Genomic DNA, 17,101 nt, shown 5'->3' with positions numbered 1-17,101 from the left:
CATTGCTGCGCGGGTGAGACTATGCGCAGAAATAGGCCGCCTTCGGGCGTAGCCCTTTGGAGCTTTACGGGCGAATGAGCGAAGCCGGAAATTCGGGAACGGACAAGGCCGCTGCCTATCGGGTGCTGGCGCGCAAGTACCGTCCTTCGAACTTCGCCGAGCTGGTCGGCCAGGAGCCGATGGTGCGTACCCTCACCAACGCCTTTGCCACCGGCCGCATTGCCCAGGCCTGGATGCTGACCGGCGTGCGCGGTGTCGGCAAGACCACGACGGCGCGCATACTGGCGCGGGCCCTGAATTATGAAACCCCGACAACGGACCAACCTTCGGTCGACCTTGCCGTGCTCGGTGAGCACTGCCAGGCGATCATGGAAGGCCGCCATGTCGACGTCATCGAGATGGATGCCGCCTCGCACACCGGCATCGACGACATCAGGGACATCATCGAGCGCGTGCGCTATGCGCCGGTCTCGGCCCGCTACAAGGTCTACATCATCGACGAAGTGCACATGCTTTCCACGCAGGCCTTCAACGGCCTGCTGAAGACGCTGGAAGAGCCGCCGCCGCACGTCAAATTCATCTTCGCCACCACCGAAATCCGCAAGGTTCCTATCACCGTCCTGTCGCGCTGCCAGCGCTTCGACCTTAGGCGCATCGATGCCGGCGCGCTGGTCGCGCACCTCTCCTCGATCTCAGTCAAGGAAGGCATTTCGGTCGACGACGAAGCGCTGGCAATGATCGCCCGCGCCGCCGAAGGCTCCGCCCGTGATTCGCTCTCCATCCTCGACCAGGCGATCGCCCATGGCGCGGGCTCGGTCAGCGCCGACGCGGTGCGGGCGATGCTGGGGCTGGCCGACCGTGCCCGCATCGTCGACCTGTTCGAACATGTGATGAAGGGCGATGTGGCCGCCGCTCTTGGGGAATTCCGCGCACAGTACGACACCGGCGCCGATCCGGCTGCAGTGCTCACCGATTTTGCCGAGTTCAACCACCTCGTCACCCGGCTGCGTTTCGTGCCGTCGGCCGTCGACGACGCTGCGCTGTCGCAGGACGAGCGGCAACGCGGCGCGGATTTCGCCAGGACACTGTCGGTCAGGGTGCTGTCGCGGACATGGCAGATGCTGCTCAAGGGCATCCCCGAGGTGCAGTCCTCCAACCGGCCGGTGAGCGCCGCCGAGATGGTGCTGATCCGGCTGGCCCACGCCGCCGACCTGCCGACGCTGGACGAGGCGTTGAGATCGCTTGAGGGCGCGGCGCCTGTTCAAAATGGCGCGTCGCGCCCCAACGGCGCACCCGCGGGTTCCGGCAATGGTGGCGGCGCCAGCGCGGTTGCACAGACCCGCATGCCATCCGGGCCAGGCGGCGCGCAGACCATGCGGTTGGTCGAGGCCACGCCCGCGCCTGCCGCTTTCGTCGCGCCCCCGCAACCGGTGCTGGAGACGTCCCAGGTTCCGCTGAAATCGCTGGCCGACATCATTGCCCTTGCCGACGCGCAGCGTGATATCGCCTTCAAGGTGCTGGTCAAGAGCTGTATCCGTCTTGTGCGCATCGAGCCCGGCCGCATCGACGTCGGTCTGACCGCTGATGCGCCAAAGATGCTGCTCAACGACCTGACGACGAAACTGCGCGCCTGGACCGGCCGCAGTTGGCTGGTCTCGCTGTCGAAGGAAGAGGGTGGCCAGACGCTCGCCGAAATGGAATCGACCAAGCGCGAGACCGCCTTCCTCGATGCCAAGAGCGATCCTACCGTCGCCGCCATTCTGGCCCGGTTCCCCGGCGCCAAGATCATCGACGTGCGCATTCCCGACTCGCCGGAAGCCGATACGATCGAGGCCGAAGTGCCGGTCGAGCCGCCGGCGGACGACGACGAAACCTGACCAGAGCCACGAATCCGCAAAGGACGCGACCATGAAAGATATTCTCGGCCTGATGGGCAAGGCGAAGGAAATGCAGGCCAAGTTCCAGGCCATGCAGGACGAGATCGCCACGCTGGAAGCGTCCGGCCAGGCCGGCGGCGGCCTGGTCAACGTGACGCTGACCGGAAAATTCGAGATGAAGTCTCTGAAGATCGATCGCTCCCTGTTCAAGGAGGATGATGTCGAGATCCTGGAGGACCTGGTGCTCGCCGCCCACAACGACGCCAAGACCAAGGTCGAGCAGATCATGCAGGAAAAGACCAAGGCGCTGACCGCCGGCCTGCCGATCCCGCCAGGAATGAAACTGCCCTTCTAACGTTCGGTGGCGCTACGCCCATGATCGAAGAGCCCTCCGAAAGACTGATCGAGCAACGTGTTCGCAGCAGGATCTACGAGATCCTGGAAATACTGGCCGATTGCGACGCCGGTGTCGATCTTGTCGGCATCAGGGGCTACTTCGACCTGTTCGAGGATTACGTGCATCGCCCGTCTATCGAGGCGGGCACGTCGGCGCTGTCGAAGGACGAACGTGTGATCGTGCTCGAGATCGCCGAATTCCTGGAGGCGGCCTGCGAGACAAATCCGGACTTCACCAAGGCCGAATTCATCGAAAGCGACTGGCCGGGAAAGATCGCGCCGACGGCCAGGGAGGCGCTGGCGCTGTTCCTCAGGCGCGGCCTATTTTCGGAGAAAGTCGAAGAGGTCGAACCTGGTCTGCCGGTCTCGATGGCTGCGGCGCGTTGACAGAATAAAGCCATGCAACTGTGCCAGTTTGGCAACAGTGCCTCGCTAATAACGTTTTAGCCATCATTTTGCCCGAAAGTGTCTCATTCTTGCCGCAGCCTGGGGGCGGGCATCGAAGTGAGGGTTACCTGTTGATTTCCATGCGATGGAAGACGCCGCTGTTGCTCGGCGCCGTCATTTCACCCTTGTTTTTGGCTGCCTGCAGCCAGACCACCTCGCACGGCATGTCCGTCGCCAGCCTGACCGACGCCATCACGCCGAGTTTCCTGAGCTCCCGATCTTACAGTCACACGCCAAAGGACAGGGAATGCCTGGAACGGGCGATGTTCTTCGAGTCCAACCGGTCGAGCCGCGACGGCATGATCGCCGTCGGCACGGTGGTGATGAACCGGCTGCGCTCCGGCAACCACGGCAGCACTATCTGCGAGGTGGTGGGCGAGCCCGGGCAGTTCGCGCCTGGCGTCATGACCCGGCCGATGAATTCGCGGGCCATGCCCGATGTCGAGGAAGCCGCCGACGCCGTGCTCAAGGGCGAGCGCAAGGGCAAACTGAAGAACACGATGTATTTCCACACCGCCGGGCTGCGTTTCCCTTACAAGAACATGCATTACACCATGGTTGCCGGCGGCAATGCCTTCTACGAGAAACGTGGCCGCAACTGGCAGCCGCTGCCGGATGAGCCGCAGGTCGCCATTGCCTCGGCGGCGCCCGTGAAGCCGGCAGCACCGGTGATCCTTGTTGCTTCCGCCGAGCCGGTGCGTCCGGCCAAGCCGGCAACCATCCGATCCGCGCCTGCCCAACAGACCCTTGTGACCGCCGCCGTGGTGCCGACCGCGAAACCCCTGCGCACCTCGGCCGAGCCGACGGTTGTGGCGATGCAGGAGCCCATGGAAGAGCCGGATGCCGCCCGTTTTGGCGGAACCTTGAACACCCGGGTTATCTCCTCGGTTGCGAACGCGCCGCAAGAGGCGTCGATGGGATTCCAGTCGACACCGGAGAACACTGACGCCATCGGCGCGATGATCGCCAGCCAGAGCCGTCCGCTCGAGGTCAACTGATCCGTACTCCATGGCCCGCCAGGGACAATATGGCGGGTCATGCGGACGCGGGATGTTCCAAAACGCACTGAAAAATCCTAGATCAGAGCGATGTCCAAGCGAATCGCCGGTCCGGAGATCGAACGCCTGATCCAGCTCCTGGCCAAGGTGCCGGGGCTGGGGCCCCGTTCGGCCAGGCGTGCGGCACTGCATCTGATCAAGAAGAAGGAGCAGCTGTTGTCGCCGCTCGCCGCCGCCATGGCCGAGGCTGCCGACAAGGTGCGCATCTGCTCGACCTGCGGCAATGTCGATACGTCGGACCCATGCATGATGTGCACCGACCCGCGCCGTGACGCCGGCACCATCATCGTCGTCGAGGACGTTTCCGACCTATGGGCGCTGGAGCGGGCGGCAGCGATGAATGTGCGCTACCACGTGCTCGGCGGCACGCTGTCGCCGCTCGACGGTATCGGCCCCGACCAGCTCAACATCCGCTCGCTGATCGACCGCGTCGCCGGCGGCGAGGTCAAGGAGATCATCCTCGCCGTCAACGCGACGGTCGAGGGCCAGACCACCGCGCACTACCTCACAGATCAGCTGTCCGGCTTCGACATCAAGGTGACACGCCTTGCGCATGGCGTACCGGTCGGCGGCGAACTCGACTATCTCGACGAGGGCACGCTGGCCGCCGCACTTCGCTCGCGGACGGCGTTTTGACGCAATTGGCGGAGAAGGATCTGTGATGGGCGGTTTTCTCCAAGCGATTGCACTCCGTCCCACCCCCCTCTGTCCTGCCGGACATCTCCCCCGCAAGGGGGGAGATCGGATGTCACGTTTGCTTTCGCCAATCTGCGACGTTGCAAGGTTGGCGATGCGGTCGCAACTACCAATCTCCCCCCTTGCGGGGGAGATGTCCGGCAGGACAGAGGGGGGTGGGAAGGAACGCAGCCTCTATGAACGACTCATTACGATTCTCCTCGCAATCCTTATGGCGTTGGGCGCTTCTACCCCCGCCTCCGCTGCAAAAATCGACGACCAATTCCGCGCCTGGCTGCAGAACGACCTGTGGCCGGAAGCGAAGGCGAAAGGCATTTCCAAAAAAACCTTCGAGGCCGCTTTCGATGGCATCAAGCCCAATCTGAAGCTGCCCGACCTGGTCAAGCCGGGCGAAAAGGCGACCACGCCGCAGAAACAGCATCAGGCCGAATTCGGCTCACCCGGCGCCTATTTCGCCGAGAAGACCATCGGAGCGGTGACGGCCGGCGGTCGGGCGCGCGAGGCGACCAATGCCCGCACGCTGGCCGCCATCGAAAAGCGCTATGGCGTGCCGGGCGAAGTGCTGCTGGCGATCTGGGGCCGTGAAACCGGCTTCGGCGCAGCGAAAATGCCCTACGATGCCTTCGAGGTGCTGGGCACCAAGGCGTTCATGTCGACCAAGAAGGAATTCTTTCGCACAGAGCTTTTGGCCGCGCTGGAAATCGTCGAGCGCGGCCTGGCCCCGGTCGGCGCAATGAAGTCATCCTGGGCCGGCGCGCTCGGCCAGCCGCAATTCATGCCGACTTCGTTCCTAAAGCATGCCGTCGATTTCGACGGCGACGGCCGTGTCGACATCTGGAATTCGACGCCGGACGTGCTGGCCTCGATCGCCAACTACCTCGTCCACTATGGCTGGGTGAGGGGGCGAGGCTGGGGTTTTGAGGTGACCGTCCCGGAGACGGTCTCCTGTTCGCTGGAAGGTCCGGACCAGGGCAAGACAATTTCGCAATGGGCTGACATGGGCATCAAGCGCGTTGGCGGCAAGCCGTTTCCGGCGAGCGAGCTGAAAGCCGAAGGCTTCCTGCTGATGCCGGCCGGGCGCAGCGGGCCGGCCTTCATCGCCACCCCCAATTTCTACGTGCTGAAGGAATACAACACCAGCGACCTCTACGCGCTGTTCATCGGGCACGGCGCCGATCGCATCGCCCATGGCGACAGCAATTTTGCCGGCAACTGGGGCGCGGTCGGCGGGCTCTATCGGTCGGACATCGCCGCCTTGCAGCGGGCGCTGGAGGCCAAGGGCTACGATGTCGGCAGCGCCGACGGCCTGCCCGGCTTCAAGACCCGCCGGTCGATCGGCAAGTGGCAAGCCAAGAACGGCCGCGCCGCCACCTGTTTTCCCGATGCCGATCTGGTCGCGGCGCTGAAGTAGTTCCGATATTTAGCAGATTTTTCCCGATTGGCGGCATCAATTAGCCGGCGCGTGCATCGACTCGCCCCAGCCCATTCTGGTCCAATACGCTGTCTTGCAAATGCTCGTTGCGGGCCAGAATGCCGCCGGATATGGTGTTGACCAATTGGACAAAAACCACGACGGTAAGTGGGCAGAGGGCCATTGTCGGCCCCGAAAAGAATACTGCAATCCTGAGCCGGGAACTCAGGTCAACAAAACAGGGAACAATCACAATGATGATGGAAAAGTTTGCTCTACGCTCGCGCATCCTGCTCGCGGGTGCCGCCATGTCCGCGCTGCTTCTGGCCGGCGCGCCAGCGGGCGCGGTCACCCCCGCCGACACCCTGGTCGAAGGTTTCGCGATCGACGACATCATTTCCATGGATCCGGGCGAGGCGTTCGAGTTGTCGACCGCCGAGGTCACCGGCAACACTTATGATCTGCTCGTCCGTCTCGACCTCAGCGACACCTCGAAGGTCAAGGGCGACCTCGCCGAAAGCTGGACCGTTTCCGACGACGGCCTGACCTACACGTTCAAGCTCAAGCCGGGCCTGAAATTCGCCTCGGGCAATCCGATCACCGCGGCCGATGTCGCCTACTCCTTCGAGCGCGCCGTCAAGCTGGACAAGAGCCCGGCCTTCATCATCGGCCAGTTCGGCATCAGCGGTGACAACGTTACAGAAAAGGCCAAGGCCGTCGACGAGACCACCTTCCAGTTCACAGTCGACAAGGCCTATGCGCCGAGCTTCGTCTTGAACTGCCTGTCGGCAACCGTTGCTTCGGTGGTCGATGCCAAGCTGGTCAAGGAACATGTCGCCGCGGTCACGCCGAGCGCCGACTACAAATGGGACAATGATTTCGGCAATGCCTGGCTGAAGACCGGCTACGCCGGCTCCGGCGTCTTCAAGCTGCGCGAATGGCGCGCCAACGAAGCCGTCGTCATGGAGCGCAACGACAACTACTTCGGTGAAAAGGCCAAGCTTGCCCGCGTTATCTATCGAAACATGAAGGAAAGCTCGGCCCAGCGGCTGGCGCTCGAAGCCGGCGACATCGACGTTGCCCGCAACCTTGAGCCCAACGACCTCGACGCCATTGCCAAGAACGCCGATCTCACATCGACCAGCGCGCCAAAAGGTACGGTCTACTACATCAGCCTCAACCAGAAGAACCCGAACCTCGCCAAACCCGAGGTGCGCCAGGCGTTCAAGTATCTGGTCGACTATGATGCCTTGGGCTCGACCATCCTCAAGGGTATCGGTGAGATCCATCAGACCTTCCTGCCGAAAGGCGTGCTGGGTGAACTCGACGAGAATCCGTTCAAGCTCGACGTTGCCAAGGCCAAGGAGTTGCTCGCCAAGGCCGGTCTGCCCGACGGCTTCAGCGTAACCATGGACGTACGCACCGGCCAGCCGACCACCGGCATGGCGGAATCGATCCAGCAGACGCTCGGCCAGGCCGGCATCAAGCTGGAGATCATTCCGGGCGACGGCAAGCAGACGCTGACCAAGTACCGCGCCCGTAACCACGACATCTATATCGGCCAGTGGGGCCAGGATTATTTCGATCCGAACTCCAACGCCCAGACCTTTGCCTCGAACCCGGACAATTCGGATACCGGCAAGTCCCATACGCTTGCCTGGCGCAACGCCTGGGACATTCCGGACCTGACCAAGCAGACGGAAGCAGCGCTGCTCGAGAAGGATGCGGGCAAGCGCGCCGATATGTACAAGGATCTTGAGAAGAAGATCCTCGACACCAGCCCCTTCGTCGTCATCCACCAGCAGCTGGAAGTGGCGGGCCTGCGCAAGAACCTCAAGGGCTTCGCGCTCGGTCCGAGCTTCGACAGCAACTTCGTCGGGCCGGTTTCCAAGGAATAACGCCGACGGACGCGCCGCATGAGCGCGATTGAAAACGAGGGCGGGCGCCGCAGCGCCCGCGCCGTCGCCCTTGCATCATCGCTCGGCCGTTTCCTGGTCATCGCGATCACGACCTATCTTGGTCTGCTCGCGGTCACCTTCTTCATCGGCCGCGTCATCCCGATCGACCCGGTGCTCGCGGTGCTCGGCGATCGGGCGCCGGCCAATGTCGTCGAGCGCACGCGCCGCGAGATGGGTCTCGACCTGCCGCTGGTCGAGCAGTTCTACATCTATGTGAGAAGCGCGCTGCACGGTGATTTCGGCACCTCGGTGCTGACCACCAATCCGGTCATGACCGACATTCGCCGCGCCCTTCCGGCAACGACGGAACTGGCGACACTGGGAACGCTGATCGGTGCACTGTTCGGCGTGCCACTTGGCGTGCTGGCCGCGGTCAGGCGCGGCAGCCTCATCGACCAGATCGTGCGCATCATTGGCCTCATCGGTTATTCCGTGCCGATCTTCTGGCTTGGGCTGCTGGCGCTGGTGCTATTCTACGCCAAGCTGCAGTGGGTGGCGTTTCCGGCCCGGCTCGACGTCGTCTACGAATACACTTTCACGCCGATCACCGGCTTCTATCTCCTGGATTCGCTGTGGCAGGGCCAGTGGGATGTTTTCTACGATGCCTTCCGCCACATCATCCTGCCGGCCTCGCTGCTTGGCTATTTCTCGCTTGCCTATATCAGCCGCATGACGCGCTCGTTCATGCTCAATGAGCTCGCCCAGGAATACATCGTCGCGGCCCGCGCCAAGGGCCTGTCGGAAACCCGCATCATCTGGGGCCATGCGCTGCGCAACGCAGCCGTGCCGATGGTGACGGTGATTGCGCTCTCCTACGCCGGGCTGCTCGAAGGCTCGGTGTTGACCGAGACCGTGTTCTCGTGGCCAGGTATCGGCCTCTACATCACCAATTCGCTGCAGAACGCCGACATGAACGCAGTGCTCGGCGGCACCATCGTCATCGGCTCGGTGTTCATCGGCATCAACCTTCTCTCCGACCTGCTCTACCGCGTGCTCGATCCGAGGACGAAGTCCGCATGAGCGCCGACGCCATCCAGACCCGTCGCGACTGGCTGCTCAGCGAGAGGCCGGCGTCGCGCATGCAGGCACGGCTCGGCCGCGCCTATGTGGCTTGGCGGCGCTTTTCCGCCAACCGGCTGGCGTTTCTCGGCCTGCTCATTATCATTGCCTTGCTGGTCGTTGCCGCCACTGCCGGCGTGCTGGCGCCCTATTCGCCGACATTCGGCGACCTCAAGGGCTCGCGCCTGCTGGCGCCGAGCGCCGAGCACTGGTTCGGTACCGACGATCTCGGCCGCGATATCCTCTCGCGCATTCTCTACGGCTCGCGCTGGACACTCTACGTGGTCATCCTGGTCGCCATCATCGCCGCACCGATCGGCCTCTTGGTCGGCACCGTCGCCGGCTATGCCGGCGGCTGGACCGATGCGATCCTGATGCGCATCACCGACATCTTCCTCGCTTTCCCCAAGCTGATCCTGGCGTTGGCCTTCGTCGCGGCCCTGGGCCCCGGCATCGAGAATGCGGTGCTCGCCATCGCCATCACCTCCTGGCCGCCCTACGCTCGAATTGCCCGCGCGGAAACGCTGACCGTGCGCAATTCCGATTACATCAAGGCGGTGCAATTGATGGGCGCCTCGCCCTTCCGCATCGTGCTGCGCCACATCATGCCGCTCTGCATCTCCTCGCTGATCATCCGGGTGACGCTCGATATGGCCGGCATCATCCTGACCGCCGCCGGTCTCGGCTTCCTTGGCCTCGGCGCGCAGCCGCCGCTGCCCGAATGGGGCACCATGATCGCGTCTGGCCGCCGCTTCGTGCTCGACCAGTGGTGGGTGGCCGGTGCGCCGGGCTTCGCCATCCTGATCGTCAGCCTTGGCTTCAACCTGCTTGGCGATGGCCTGCGAGACGCACTCGATCCGCGCAGTGGTGACCAATGAGCACACTTCTCGATGTCGAGGATTTGCGCGTCACCTTCCCGACCCGCACCGGGCTGGTCGAGGCGGTGCGTGGCGTCACCTTCTCGCTCGGCCGCGAACGGCTCGGCATTGTCGGCGAGTCCGGCTCGGGCAAATCGCAGACCGGCCGCGCCATCATGGGGCTGACGCCGCCGCAGGCCCGGATATCGGCGAACAAGCTTGCCTTCGACGGCATCGACCTGCTCAGCGTCTCGCCACGCGAACGCCGCGCGTTGCGCGGAAAACGCATCGCCATGATCCTGCAGGATCCGAAATATTCGCTCGATCCGGTGATGAGCATCGGCCGCCAGATCGTCGAGACGCTGCGCACCCACGAAAAGGTCGGCAAGGCCGAGGCGCGTGACCGCGCGCTGGCGATGCTGGAAGCGGTGCAGATCCGCGACCCGGCCCGCGTCTTCGACCTGCATCCGCATGAAGTGTCAGGCGGCATGGGCCAGCGCGCCATGATCGCCATGATGCTGATCGCCGGACCGGAAATGATGATCGCCGACGAGCCGACCTCGGCGCTCGACGTCACTGTGCAGCTCGATGTGCTCGGCATCCTCGACCGGCTGGTCAGCGAGCGCGGCATGGGGCTGATCTTCATCTCGCACGATTTGCGCCTGGTTTCGTCCTTCTGCGACCGCGTCATCGTCATGTATGCCGGCAAGGTGGTCGAACAGCTCAAGGCGTCCGAACTCGGCCGCGCCCAGCATCCCTATACGCGCGGCCTGCTCAACTGCATGCCCAAGATCGGCGCTGACCGTCACCCGCTGCCGGTGCTCGACCGCAAGCCGGAGTGGGCGGCATGACAGCAGCGATTGCCGTCGACCGGCTGGGAGTGATCTTCGACCGCTTTCACGCGCTGAAAGGCGTCAGCCTCGACGTGCAGCCGGGCGAATCCTTCGGCCTGGTCGGCGAATCCGGCTCCGGCAAATCGACGCTGCTGCGAGCCATCGCTGGCCTTGCGCCGGTTGCGTCGGGGAGCATCACCGTCAACGGCAAAAAACTTGGTACTCGCCGCGAAAAGGCCTTTTACCGCGAAGTGCAGATGGTCTTCCAGGATCCGTACGGCTCGCTGCACCCGCGCCAGACCGTCGATCGCCTGCTGCAGGAACCGCTTGCCATCCATGGTTTTGCCGACGGCGAAAAGCGCATCCAGCGGGCACTCGACGAGGTTGGCCTCGGTAACGGTTTTCGCTTCCGCTACTCGCATCAATTGTCGGGCGGCCAGCGCCAGCGCGTGGCGATCGCGCGCGCGCTCATCCTCGAACCGTCGATCCTGCTGCTCGACGAGCCGACCTCGGCACTCGATGCCTCGGTACAGGCGGAAGTGCTCAACCTTTTGGAAGAGGTCCGCCGGCGGCGCAAGCTGACCTTCCTGATGGTCAGCCACGACCTCGCCATCATCACCCATATGTGCGGGCGGCTGATGGTGATGCAAAGTGGCGAGGCGGTGGAGAATCTGAGCGCGGACGACCTTGTCGAGCGGCGTGTGACGAAGGATTATACGCGCAATCTGCTCAGGGCGAGCGACGGGTTTGTGCGGGCGTAGCTAATCTTTCCACGTCGAGTTCCGTCGCGCCCCCCTTTGGCCTGCCAGCCATCTCCCCCTCAAGGGGGGAGATTGGCGGTTTCAGTTGCCTCGCCAACCTTCCGCCGTTTGTAATTGGCGAAAGCGGTTGCGCGAGTAATCTCCCCGCTTGAGGGGGAGATGTCCGGCAGGACAGAGGGGGGCTTGAAGGAACGCGACACTACTCGCAATTTGCCCTCAGGCTGCCCCGCCTTCCGGCACCGCGTCCCCGTGCGCGCCCTCGCTCCCCAATCCCCGCTTCGGCTCCTTGATCCGGAACCATGCCACGTAGAGCGCCGGCAGGAACAACAGCGTGATTGCGGTGCCGGCGATGATGCCGCCCATCATGGCATAGGCCATCGGTCCCCAGAACACCTCACGTGCGATCGGGATCAGCGCGAGACTCGCGGCCGCTGCCGTCAGCGCAATCGGCCGCATGCGGTGCTCGGTCGCCTCGATCACCGCCGCCCAGCGGTCCTTGCCTTCGTTGACGAGGTCCTCGATCTGCACGATCAGGATGACCGAGTTGCGGATCAGGATGCCGATCAGCGCCAGCACGCCGAGGATGGCGACGAAGCCGAGCGGCGCGCCGCTAGGCACCAGTGCGGCCACCACGCCGATCAGGCCGAGCGGCGCGACGGCAACGACCAGGAACAGGCGCTGGAAGCTCTGCAGCTGCACCATCAGGATGGTCGCCATGACGAACAGCATCAGCGGCACGACCGCGGCGATCGGTCCCTGACTTTTAGCGCTTTCCTCGACCGAGCCTGCGGTCTCGACCGAATAGCCCGGCGGCAGCTTGGCGATAAAGGTATCGACGGCTGGCCTCAGTTCGTTGACCACGGTCGCCGGCAGCGTGTCGCCGACCAATCCGGCGCGTACGGTGATCGTCGGAATGCGGTTACGCCGCCACACCGTCGGCTGCTCCAGCTCGTAGCGGAAGTTGGCCACCGCCGCGAGCGGGATCGCCTCGCCGGTGCCGGTAGGCAACTGCAAGTTCTGCAGCGTCCCGATCGAGCCGCGTTCGGCATCGCGTGAGCGCGCCACGACGTTGATCAGATAGGTGGCGTCGCGCACCTGCGTGATGGTGTCGCCGCCGACCGTGCTGTTCAGTACGCTGGCGATATCGGAGGAGGTGATGCCGAGCTGGCGCGCCTTGTCCTGCAGCACGTCGACCCTCAGCACACGCTGGGGCTCGTTCCAGTCGAAGGTTGGCGCGGCAAGCTTCGGATTGGTCGAGATGAGGCCGGCGAATTGCTGCGCCAAGCCGCGCACCGTCTGGATGTCGGGACCGCCGACGCGGTACTGCACCGGGCGGCCGACCGGCGGCCCCAGTTCGAGCGGCTTGACGAAGGCATCGGTGCCGACGAACTCTTCGCGCAGCAGCTTCTCCAGTTGCGGCTTCAGCCGGTTGCGCGCCTCGATGCTCTTGGTGACGATGACGGTCTGGCCGAAGTACGGATTGGCCGGTTGCACGTCGAAGGCGAGCAGGAAGCGCACCGCGCCTTGGCCGATATAGGAGCTGAAATGGTCGATGTCGGGGTTGCCGGCCAGCGCGCGCCCTTCGAAACGCTCGATCTGGTCCCGGGTCTCGGTGATCGACGAGTTCTGCGGCAGGTTCCAGTCGACGATCAGCTCCGGCCGGTCGGAAGGCGGAAAGAACTGCTGCTGGACGAGGCCAAAGCCGGCTATCGAGCCGGCAAACAACAGCACCGTGGCGATGATGGTCAGCCAGTGATACCGCACAGAGCCGATAAGCACGCGCCGGAACAGTGACGTGAAGCGGCCCGGCTGGTCGTGGTGCTTCGTCTTCATCGTCGCCGGAAGAATTGTGACGCCGAGTAGAGGTGCAAACAGCACGGCTACGATCCATGATACCAGAAGCGACACCGCGATGACGACGAACAGGGTGAAGGTGTATTCGCCGGCGGCGCTGTTGTTGAGGCCGATCGGGATAAAGCCGGCGACCGTCACCAGCGTACCGGTCAGCATTGGGAAGGCAGTCGATGTGTAGACGTAAGTCGCCGCTTTGCGCAGATTGTCGCCGACCTCAAGCCGCGCCACCATCATTTCGACCGCGATCATCGCGTCGTCGACCAGGAGACCGAGCGCGATGATCAGCGCCCCCAGCGAGATGCGCTGCAGCGAGATGCCGAGATAGGCCATGACCGTGAAGGTGATGGCCAGCACCAGCGGGATCGACAGCGCCACGACGAAGCCGGCGCGCATGCCGAGGCTGATGAAGGACACCGCGAGCACGATGGCGACCGCCTCGAACAGCGCGCGCGTGAAGCCCGAGACGGCCTCCTCGACGATGACGGGCTGGTCGGCGACCAGATGCACACCGACGCCGACCGGCAGGTCGGCCAGCACCTTGTTCATCTCCGTGTGCAGCGCCTCGCCGAACTGCAGCAGATTGGCGTTGGGCTTCATGCCGATGGCGAGCGCAATGGCGTCCTGGCCATTGAAGCGGAACAGCGCCGTCGGCGGATCGACATAGCCGCGCGTGATCGTCGCCACGTCGCTCAGCCGGAAGAAGCGGTCGTTGACGCGCAGATTGATCGCACGCAGACTCTCTTCGGAAGTGAACTGGCCACCGACCCGCACACTGATGCGCTCCGGCCCGGACTCGATGACACCGGACGGCGTGATCGCGTTCTGCGCTTGCAGGCTGGCAATGATCGCTTGCTGGTTGAGGCCGAGGGCGGCGATCTGGCGGGTCGAGAATTCGAGATAGATCGCCTCGTCCTGCGCGCCAACGAGATCGACCTTGCCGGCATTCGGCACGGTTAGGATTTTGGTGCGGACGTCCTCGACATAGTCGCGCAGTTGGCGCGGCGTCAGCCCGTCCGACGTGAAGGCGTAGATGTTGCCGAAGACATCGCCGAAGCGGTCGTTGAAGAACGGTCCCTGCACGCCTTGCGGAAACTGCGTCCGGATGTCGTTGACCATGTTGCGGACCTGAATCCAGTTCGGCACGACATCGCGCGCCTTGGTGGTGTCCTTCAGGTTGACGAAGATGACGGTCTGGCCGGCGGTGGTGACGGATCTGGTGAAATCGAGGCTGTCGAGCTCCTCGAGCTTCTTCTCTATGCGGTCGGTCACCTGCTGCCCGGTCTCCTTGACCGACGCGCCCGGCCAGTTGGCCTGGATGATCATCGTCTTGATGGTGAAGTTGGGATCTTCCTCACGACCGAGATTGAGGTAGGAGAAGATGCCGGCCACCACGAAGACCAGCATGAAGTACCAGACCATGGAGCGGTGGCTGAGCGCCCAGTCGGAGAGATTGAAGCCCTTCATCAGACGCCGCCCTCCGGCACTCTGACCTTCTGGCCTTCGCTCAGGCTGTGGACGCCGGCTGTGACGACGCGCTTACCGGCTTCCAGCCCTTCGGCGACGGTGAAGGTAGCGGCGCCCTTTGCGGCGACCTTGATTTCTTTGGCGTTAACGCTCGATGTCTGCGCATCGACGATCCAGACCTTGTCGACGCCGTCCCCTTCAAACAGTGCTGACATGGGCAATTCTATCGTCGGCGTAACCTTGGTTACGCGGGTCGCCGTCACTGTCGAGCCGAGTCGGAAGGCTCGCGGCGGATCGGTGAGCGTCAGCCGCACGCGCCGCGTGCGGGTCGAGCCTTCGGCCTGCGGCGCGATCTCGCGCAGCTTGGCCTCGGTCTGGATCGTCGGCTGCGATTGCAGGATGACCTGGAATGGCGTGCCGTCCGTGAGGTCACCGATCAACTGGTCGGGAATGTCGACCACCGCCTCGCGCAGGTCCGAGCGCGCCACCGTGACGACCGTCTGGCCAGGCGAGACCGTCTGGCCGACCTCGGCGCCGGTGGCGGTGACAACGCCGTCGAAATCCGAGAACAGCCGCGCGTAGCCAAGCTGCTCCTGCGATTTGGCAAGTGAGGCCTTGGCCCGTTCGACGCCGGCCTCCGCCGCTTTCCTCGCCTGCTCCGCCGCATCGAAGGCCGCCTGCGTCGTGTTTGCGGCGGCAAGCAGCTGGCGCTGGCGTTCCTCGCTGCCTGCGGCGTTGGCGAACTGCGCCTCGGTATTGGAGAGTTCCGCCTTGGCGGCCTGGACGGCCAGCTCCAGTGCGGTCGGGTCGAGCGCGGCGATCGTCGTGCCCTTGCTGACGATGTCGCCGACATTGACGTCGCGCGACACAACCCGGCCAAGCAGGCGGAAGGCGAGGTCGGCACTGACCTGCGGCTCGACCGAGCCGGCAAAGCCGAAGGTCTGGGTGGTGCGCGGCTCGATGACCACCGACAGCACCGGCCGGATGATCTCGGGCGGCTTTTCCTCGGACTTCGAGCAGGACACGAGCGTGCCAAGTGCAAACAGGCCAAGCATGAGGTGCGGCAGCCTTCTCATTGGCCCGCTCCCGATATCTCGACCGTTTGCCCGGGACTGAGCAACTGCCCGCCTGCCGTAACGACGCTTTGGCCTGCGTTCAGCCCGCTGGCGATGACGACCGTGCCCGATTCGAATGCCAGCACCTCGACGGGCGCCGTCACAACCGCCTTGGTCGAGGGGTCGACGATCCAGACAGCCGGTTTGCCGGCGGTGGAGGTCAGCGCCTGCCAGGGCAACAGGATAGCCTTCGTCGGACTGGCGCTGACCGAGCCGATGACAGCCGCGCCCAGTGGCATGCCGGCGGGCGTGTCGGGAATGGCGACCTTGACCCGGATCGAGCCCGAAGCCGGATCCACCGCTGGCGAGACTTCGCGCACCTTGCCCACGGCCTTCACCTGCGGGTCGGACAACAGCGTGATCGTCACCGTCGGCGATGGCGGTGTTTTGGCAACCAATGTTTCCTGGACATTGAACACCGCGTCGCGATCGCCGTCCTCGGCGACGGTGAAGACGGTCTGCGCCGCCTGCACCACCTGTCCGGTTTCGACCTGGCGGGCGGTGATGACGCCGGCGGCACCCGCTTTGAGCTCGGTGTAGGAGAGGTTCTGCTGGGCGTTGGTGAGTGCGCTCCGTGCGGCATCGACACTACCTTGCGCCACCTTCAGCGCCTGATCGGCGGCGTCATAGTCGCGCCTGGTGGTAAAACCCTGGGCAAGCAGCGTCTTCTGCCGCTCGAAGGCGGCGGCGGACTGGGTCAGCTGTGCCTGCGCGGCGTCAAGGTCGGCCTGTGCCGATCGCAAATCGGATTCCTGCTCCTGCGGATCGATGCGGGCGAGCACAGCACCTTGATCGACATGCTGGCCGACATCGACCAACCGCTCGGCGACGCGGCCACCGACCCGGAACGACAGATTGTTCAGCGTGCGCGCCGCGATCACGCCGGTCAGCGAAGTCCTCGGCGAAAAGTCTGCGATCGCCACTGTCTCGGTGCGCACCATCACCGGCAGCCTGTGTTCGGCTGCCTCCTGCTTCTGGCAGCCGGCAAGCAGCAGGCTCGCCATCGCGCAGGCAAGGATTGAGGTGTTTCGGTACAGCAAAGGGCTTGGGAGCAATGGTTGCAAGGCGGACGATTTCGCGTTCCTGCTCATGGCTTCCCCTGCCTGCGTAGGACGCTCCCCCTGCGGAGCCTCGTGGGCCGTCCAAAGATAGTCGATCCCGATGAAAAGGGAACCTCTCTCGTACGCGGATAGGTCGACTGGTCAAGGCGGCGCCCGGCGGCAGGCCCAATCGCCTGTTGACGGTGCCGACTTGAGGAAAACGTGAAATAAGGTCAGAAGACGTGTCAGCGACATCAAACAAGAACGGGCGCCGG

At 64.1% G+C, this 17,101-nt stretch carries 14 protein-coding genes; 11 read left to right on the top strand and 3 right to left on the bottom strand.

Going from position 1 to position 17,101, the window contains the following annotated elements:
• Positions 1-74 precede the first annotated feature (74 nt).
• The 11 genes from CGZ66_RS05905 to CGZ66_RS05855 all read left to right on the top strand — a co-directional run bounded on the left by CGZ66_RS05905 (position 75) and on the right by CGZ66_RS05855 (position 11,353).
• Positions 75-1,877: a DNA polymerase III subunit gamma/tau gene (locus CGZ66_RS05905; protein WP_095082483.1), complete on the top strand. Its 1,803-nt coding sequence runs from the start codon at positions 75-77 to the stop codon at positions 1,875-1,877.
• 31 nt (positions 1,878-1,908) lie between these two features.
• Complete coding sequence (locus CGZ66_RS05900) at positions 1,909-2,232, top strand: YbaB/EbfC family nucleoid-associated protein (protein WP_095082481.1); 324 nt, start codon at positions 1,909-1,911, stop codon at positions 2,230-2,232.
• Between the two features lie 20 nt (positions 2,233-2,252).
• The gene (locus CGZ66_RS05895) at positions 2,253-2,660 is read left to right on the top strand and encodes a hypothetical protein (protein ID WP_095082479.1); all 408 of its coding nucleotides are present in this window, start codon (positions 2,253-2,255) and stop codon (positions 2,658-2,660) included.
• A 131-nt stretch (positions 2,661-2,791) separates the two neighbouring features.
• The gene (locus tag CGZ66_RS05890) at positions 2,792-3,718 is read left to right on the top strand and encodes a cell wall hydrolase (RefSeq protein ID WP_095082475.1); all 927 of its coding nucleotides are present in this window, start codon (positions 2,792-2,794) and stop codon (positions 3,716-3,718) included.
• Positions 3,719-3,808: 90 nt separating this feature from the next.
• Positions 3,809-4,414, top strand: a complete 606-nt coding sequence (gene recR / locus CGZ66_RS05885; protein ID WP_095082472.1) for a recombination mediator RecR — start codon at positions 3,809-3,811, stop codon at positions 4,412-4,414.
• Between the two features lie 271 nt (positions 4,415-4,685).
• Entirely contained in the window at positions 4,686-5,885 is a 1,200-nt protein-coding gene (locus CGZ66_RS05880; RefSeq protein WP_167391995.1) for a lytic murein transglycosylase, read from the top strand.
• A gap of 254 nt (positions 5,886-6,139) precedes the next feature.
• Complete coding sequence (locus CGZ66_RS05875; protein WP_095082470.1) at positions 6,140-7,783, top strand: ABC transporter substrate-binding protein; 1,644 nt, start codon at positions 6,140-6,142, stop codon at positions 7,781-7,783.
• Between the two features lie 18 nt (positions 7,784-7,801).
• On the top strand, positions 7,802-8,863 hold the full coding sequence (locus tag CGZ66_RS05870) for an ABC transporter permease (protein WP_095082468.1): 1,062 nt from the start codon (positions 7,802-7,804) through the stop codon (positions 8,861-8,863).
• The gene (gene nikC / locus CGZ66_RS05865; protein ID WP_095082466.1) at positions 8,860-9,780 is read left to right on the top strand and encodes a nickel transporter permease; all 921 of its coding nucleotides are present in this window, start codon (positions 8,860-8,862) and stop codon (positions 9,778-9,780) included. Before CGZ66_RS05870 ends, nikC begins: the two co-directional genes overlap by 4 nt.
• Positions 9,777-10,610: an ABC transporter ATP-binding protein gene (locus CGZ66_RS05860; RefSeq protein WP_095082464.1), complete on the top strand. Its 834-nt coding sequence runs from the start codon at positions 9,777-9,779 to the stop codon at positions 10,608-10,610. Before nikC ends, CGZ66_RS05860 begins: the two co-directional genes overlap by 4 nt.
• Positions 10,607-11,353, top strand: coding sequence for an ABC transporter ATP-binding protein (locus tag CGZ66_RS05855; protein WP_095084278.1), 747 nt, complete (start codon positions 10,607-10,609; stop codon positions 11,351-11,353). Before CGZ66_RS05860 ends, CGZ66_RS05855 begins: the two co-directional genes overlap by 4 nt.
• 216 nt (positions 11,354-11,569) lie before the next feature.
• Here CGZ66_RS05855 and CGZ66_RS05845 read toward each other — a convergent pair whose 3' ends face one another.
• The 3 genes from CGZ66_RS05845 to CGZ66_RS05835 are packed head-to-tail and all read right to left on the bottom strand — an operon-like array spanning position 11,570 to position 16,877.
• Positions 11,570-14,671, bottom strand: a complete 3,102-nt coding sequence (locus tag CGZ66_RS05845; RefSeq protein WP_095082460.1) for an efflux RND transporter permease subunit — start codon at positions 14,669-14,671, stop codon at positions 11,570-11,572.
• Complete coding sequence (locus tag CGZ66_RS05840; RefSeq protein ID WP_095082459.1) at positions 14,671-15,747, bottom strand: efflux RND transporter periplasmic adaptor subunit; 1,077 nt, start codon at positions 15,745-15,747, stop codon at positions 14,671-14,673. Before CGZ66_RS05840 ends, CGZ66_RS05845 begins: the two co-directional genes overlap by 1 nt.
• Entirely contained in the window at positions 15,744-16,877 is a 1,134-nt protein-coding gene (locus CGZ66_RS05835; protein ID WP_095082457.1) for an efflux RND transporter periplasmic adaptor subunit, read from the bottom strand. The genes CGZ66_RS05840 and CGZ66_RS05835 overlap by 4 nt, the downstream gene beginning before the upstream one ends.
• Positions 16,878-17,101: the final 224 nt, after the last annotated feature.

It is taken from the genome of Mesorhizobium sophorae, from assembly GCF_002270415.1.
GTDB lineage: Bacteria > Pseudomonadota > Alphaproteobacteria > Rhizobiales > Rhizobiaceae > Mesorhizobium > Mesorhizobium sophorae.
The sequence above is the reverse complement of the archived record's forward strand: the minus strand, read 5'-3'. Positions and strand labels throughout refer to the sequence as shown.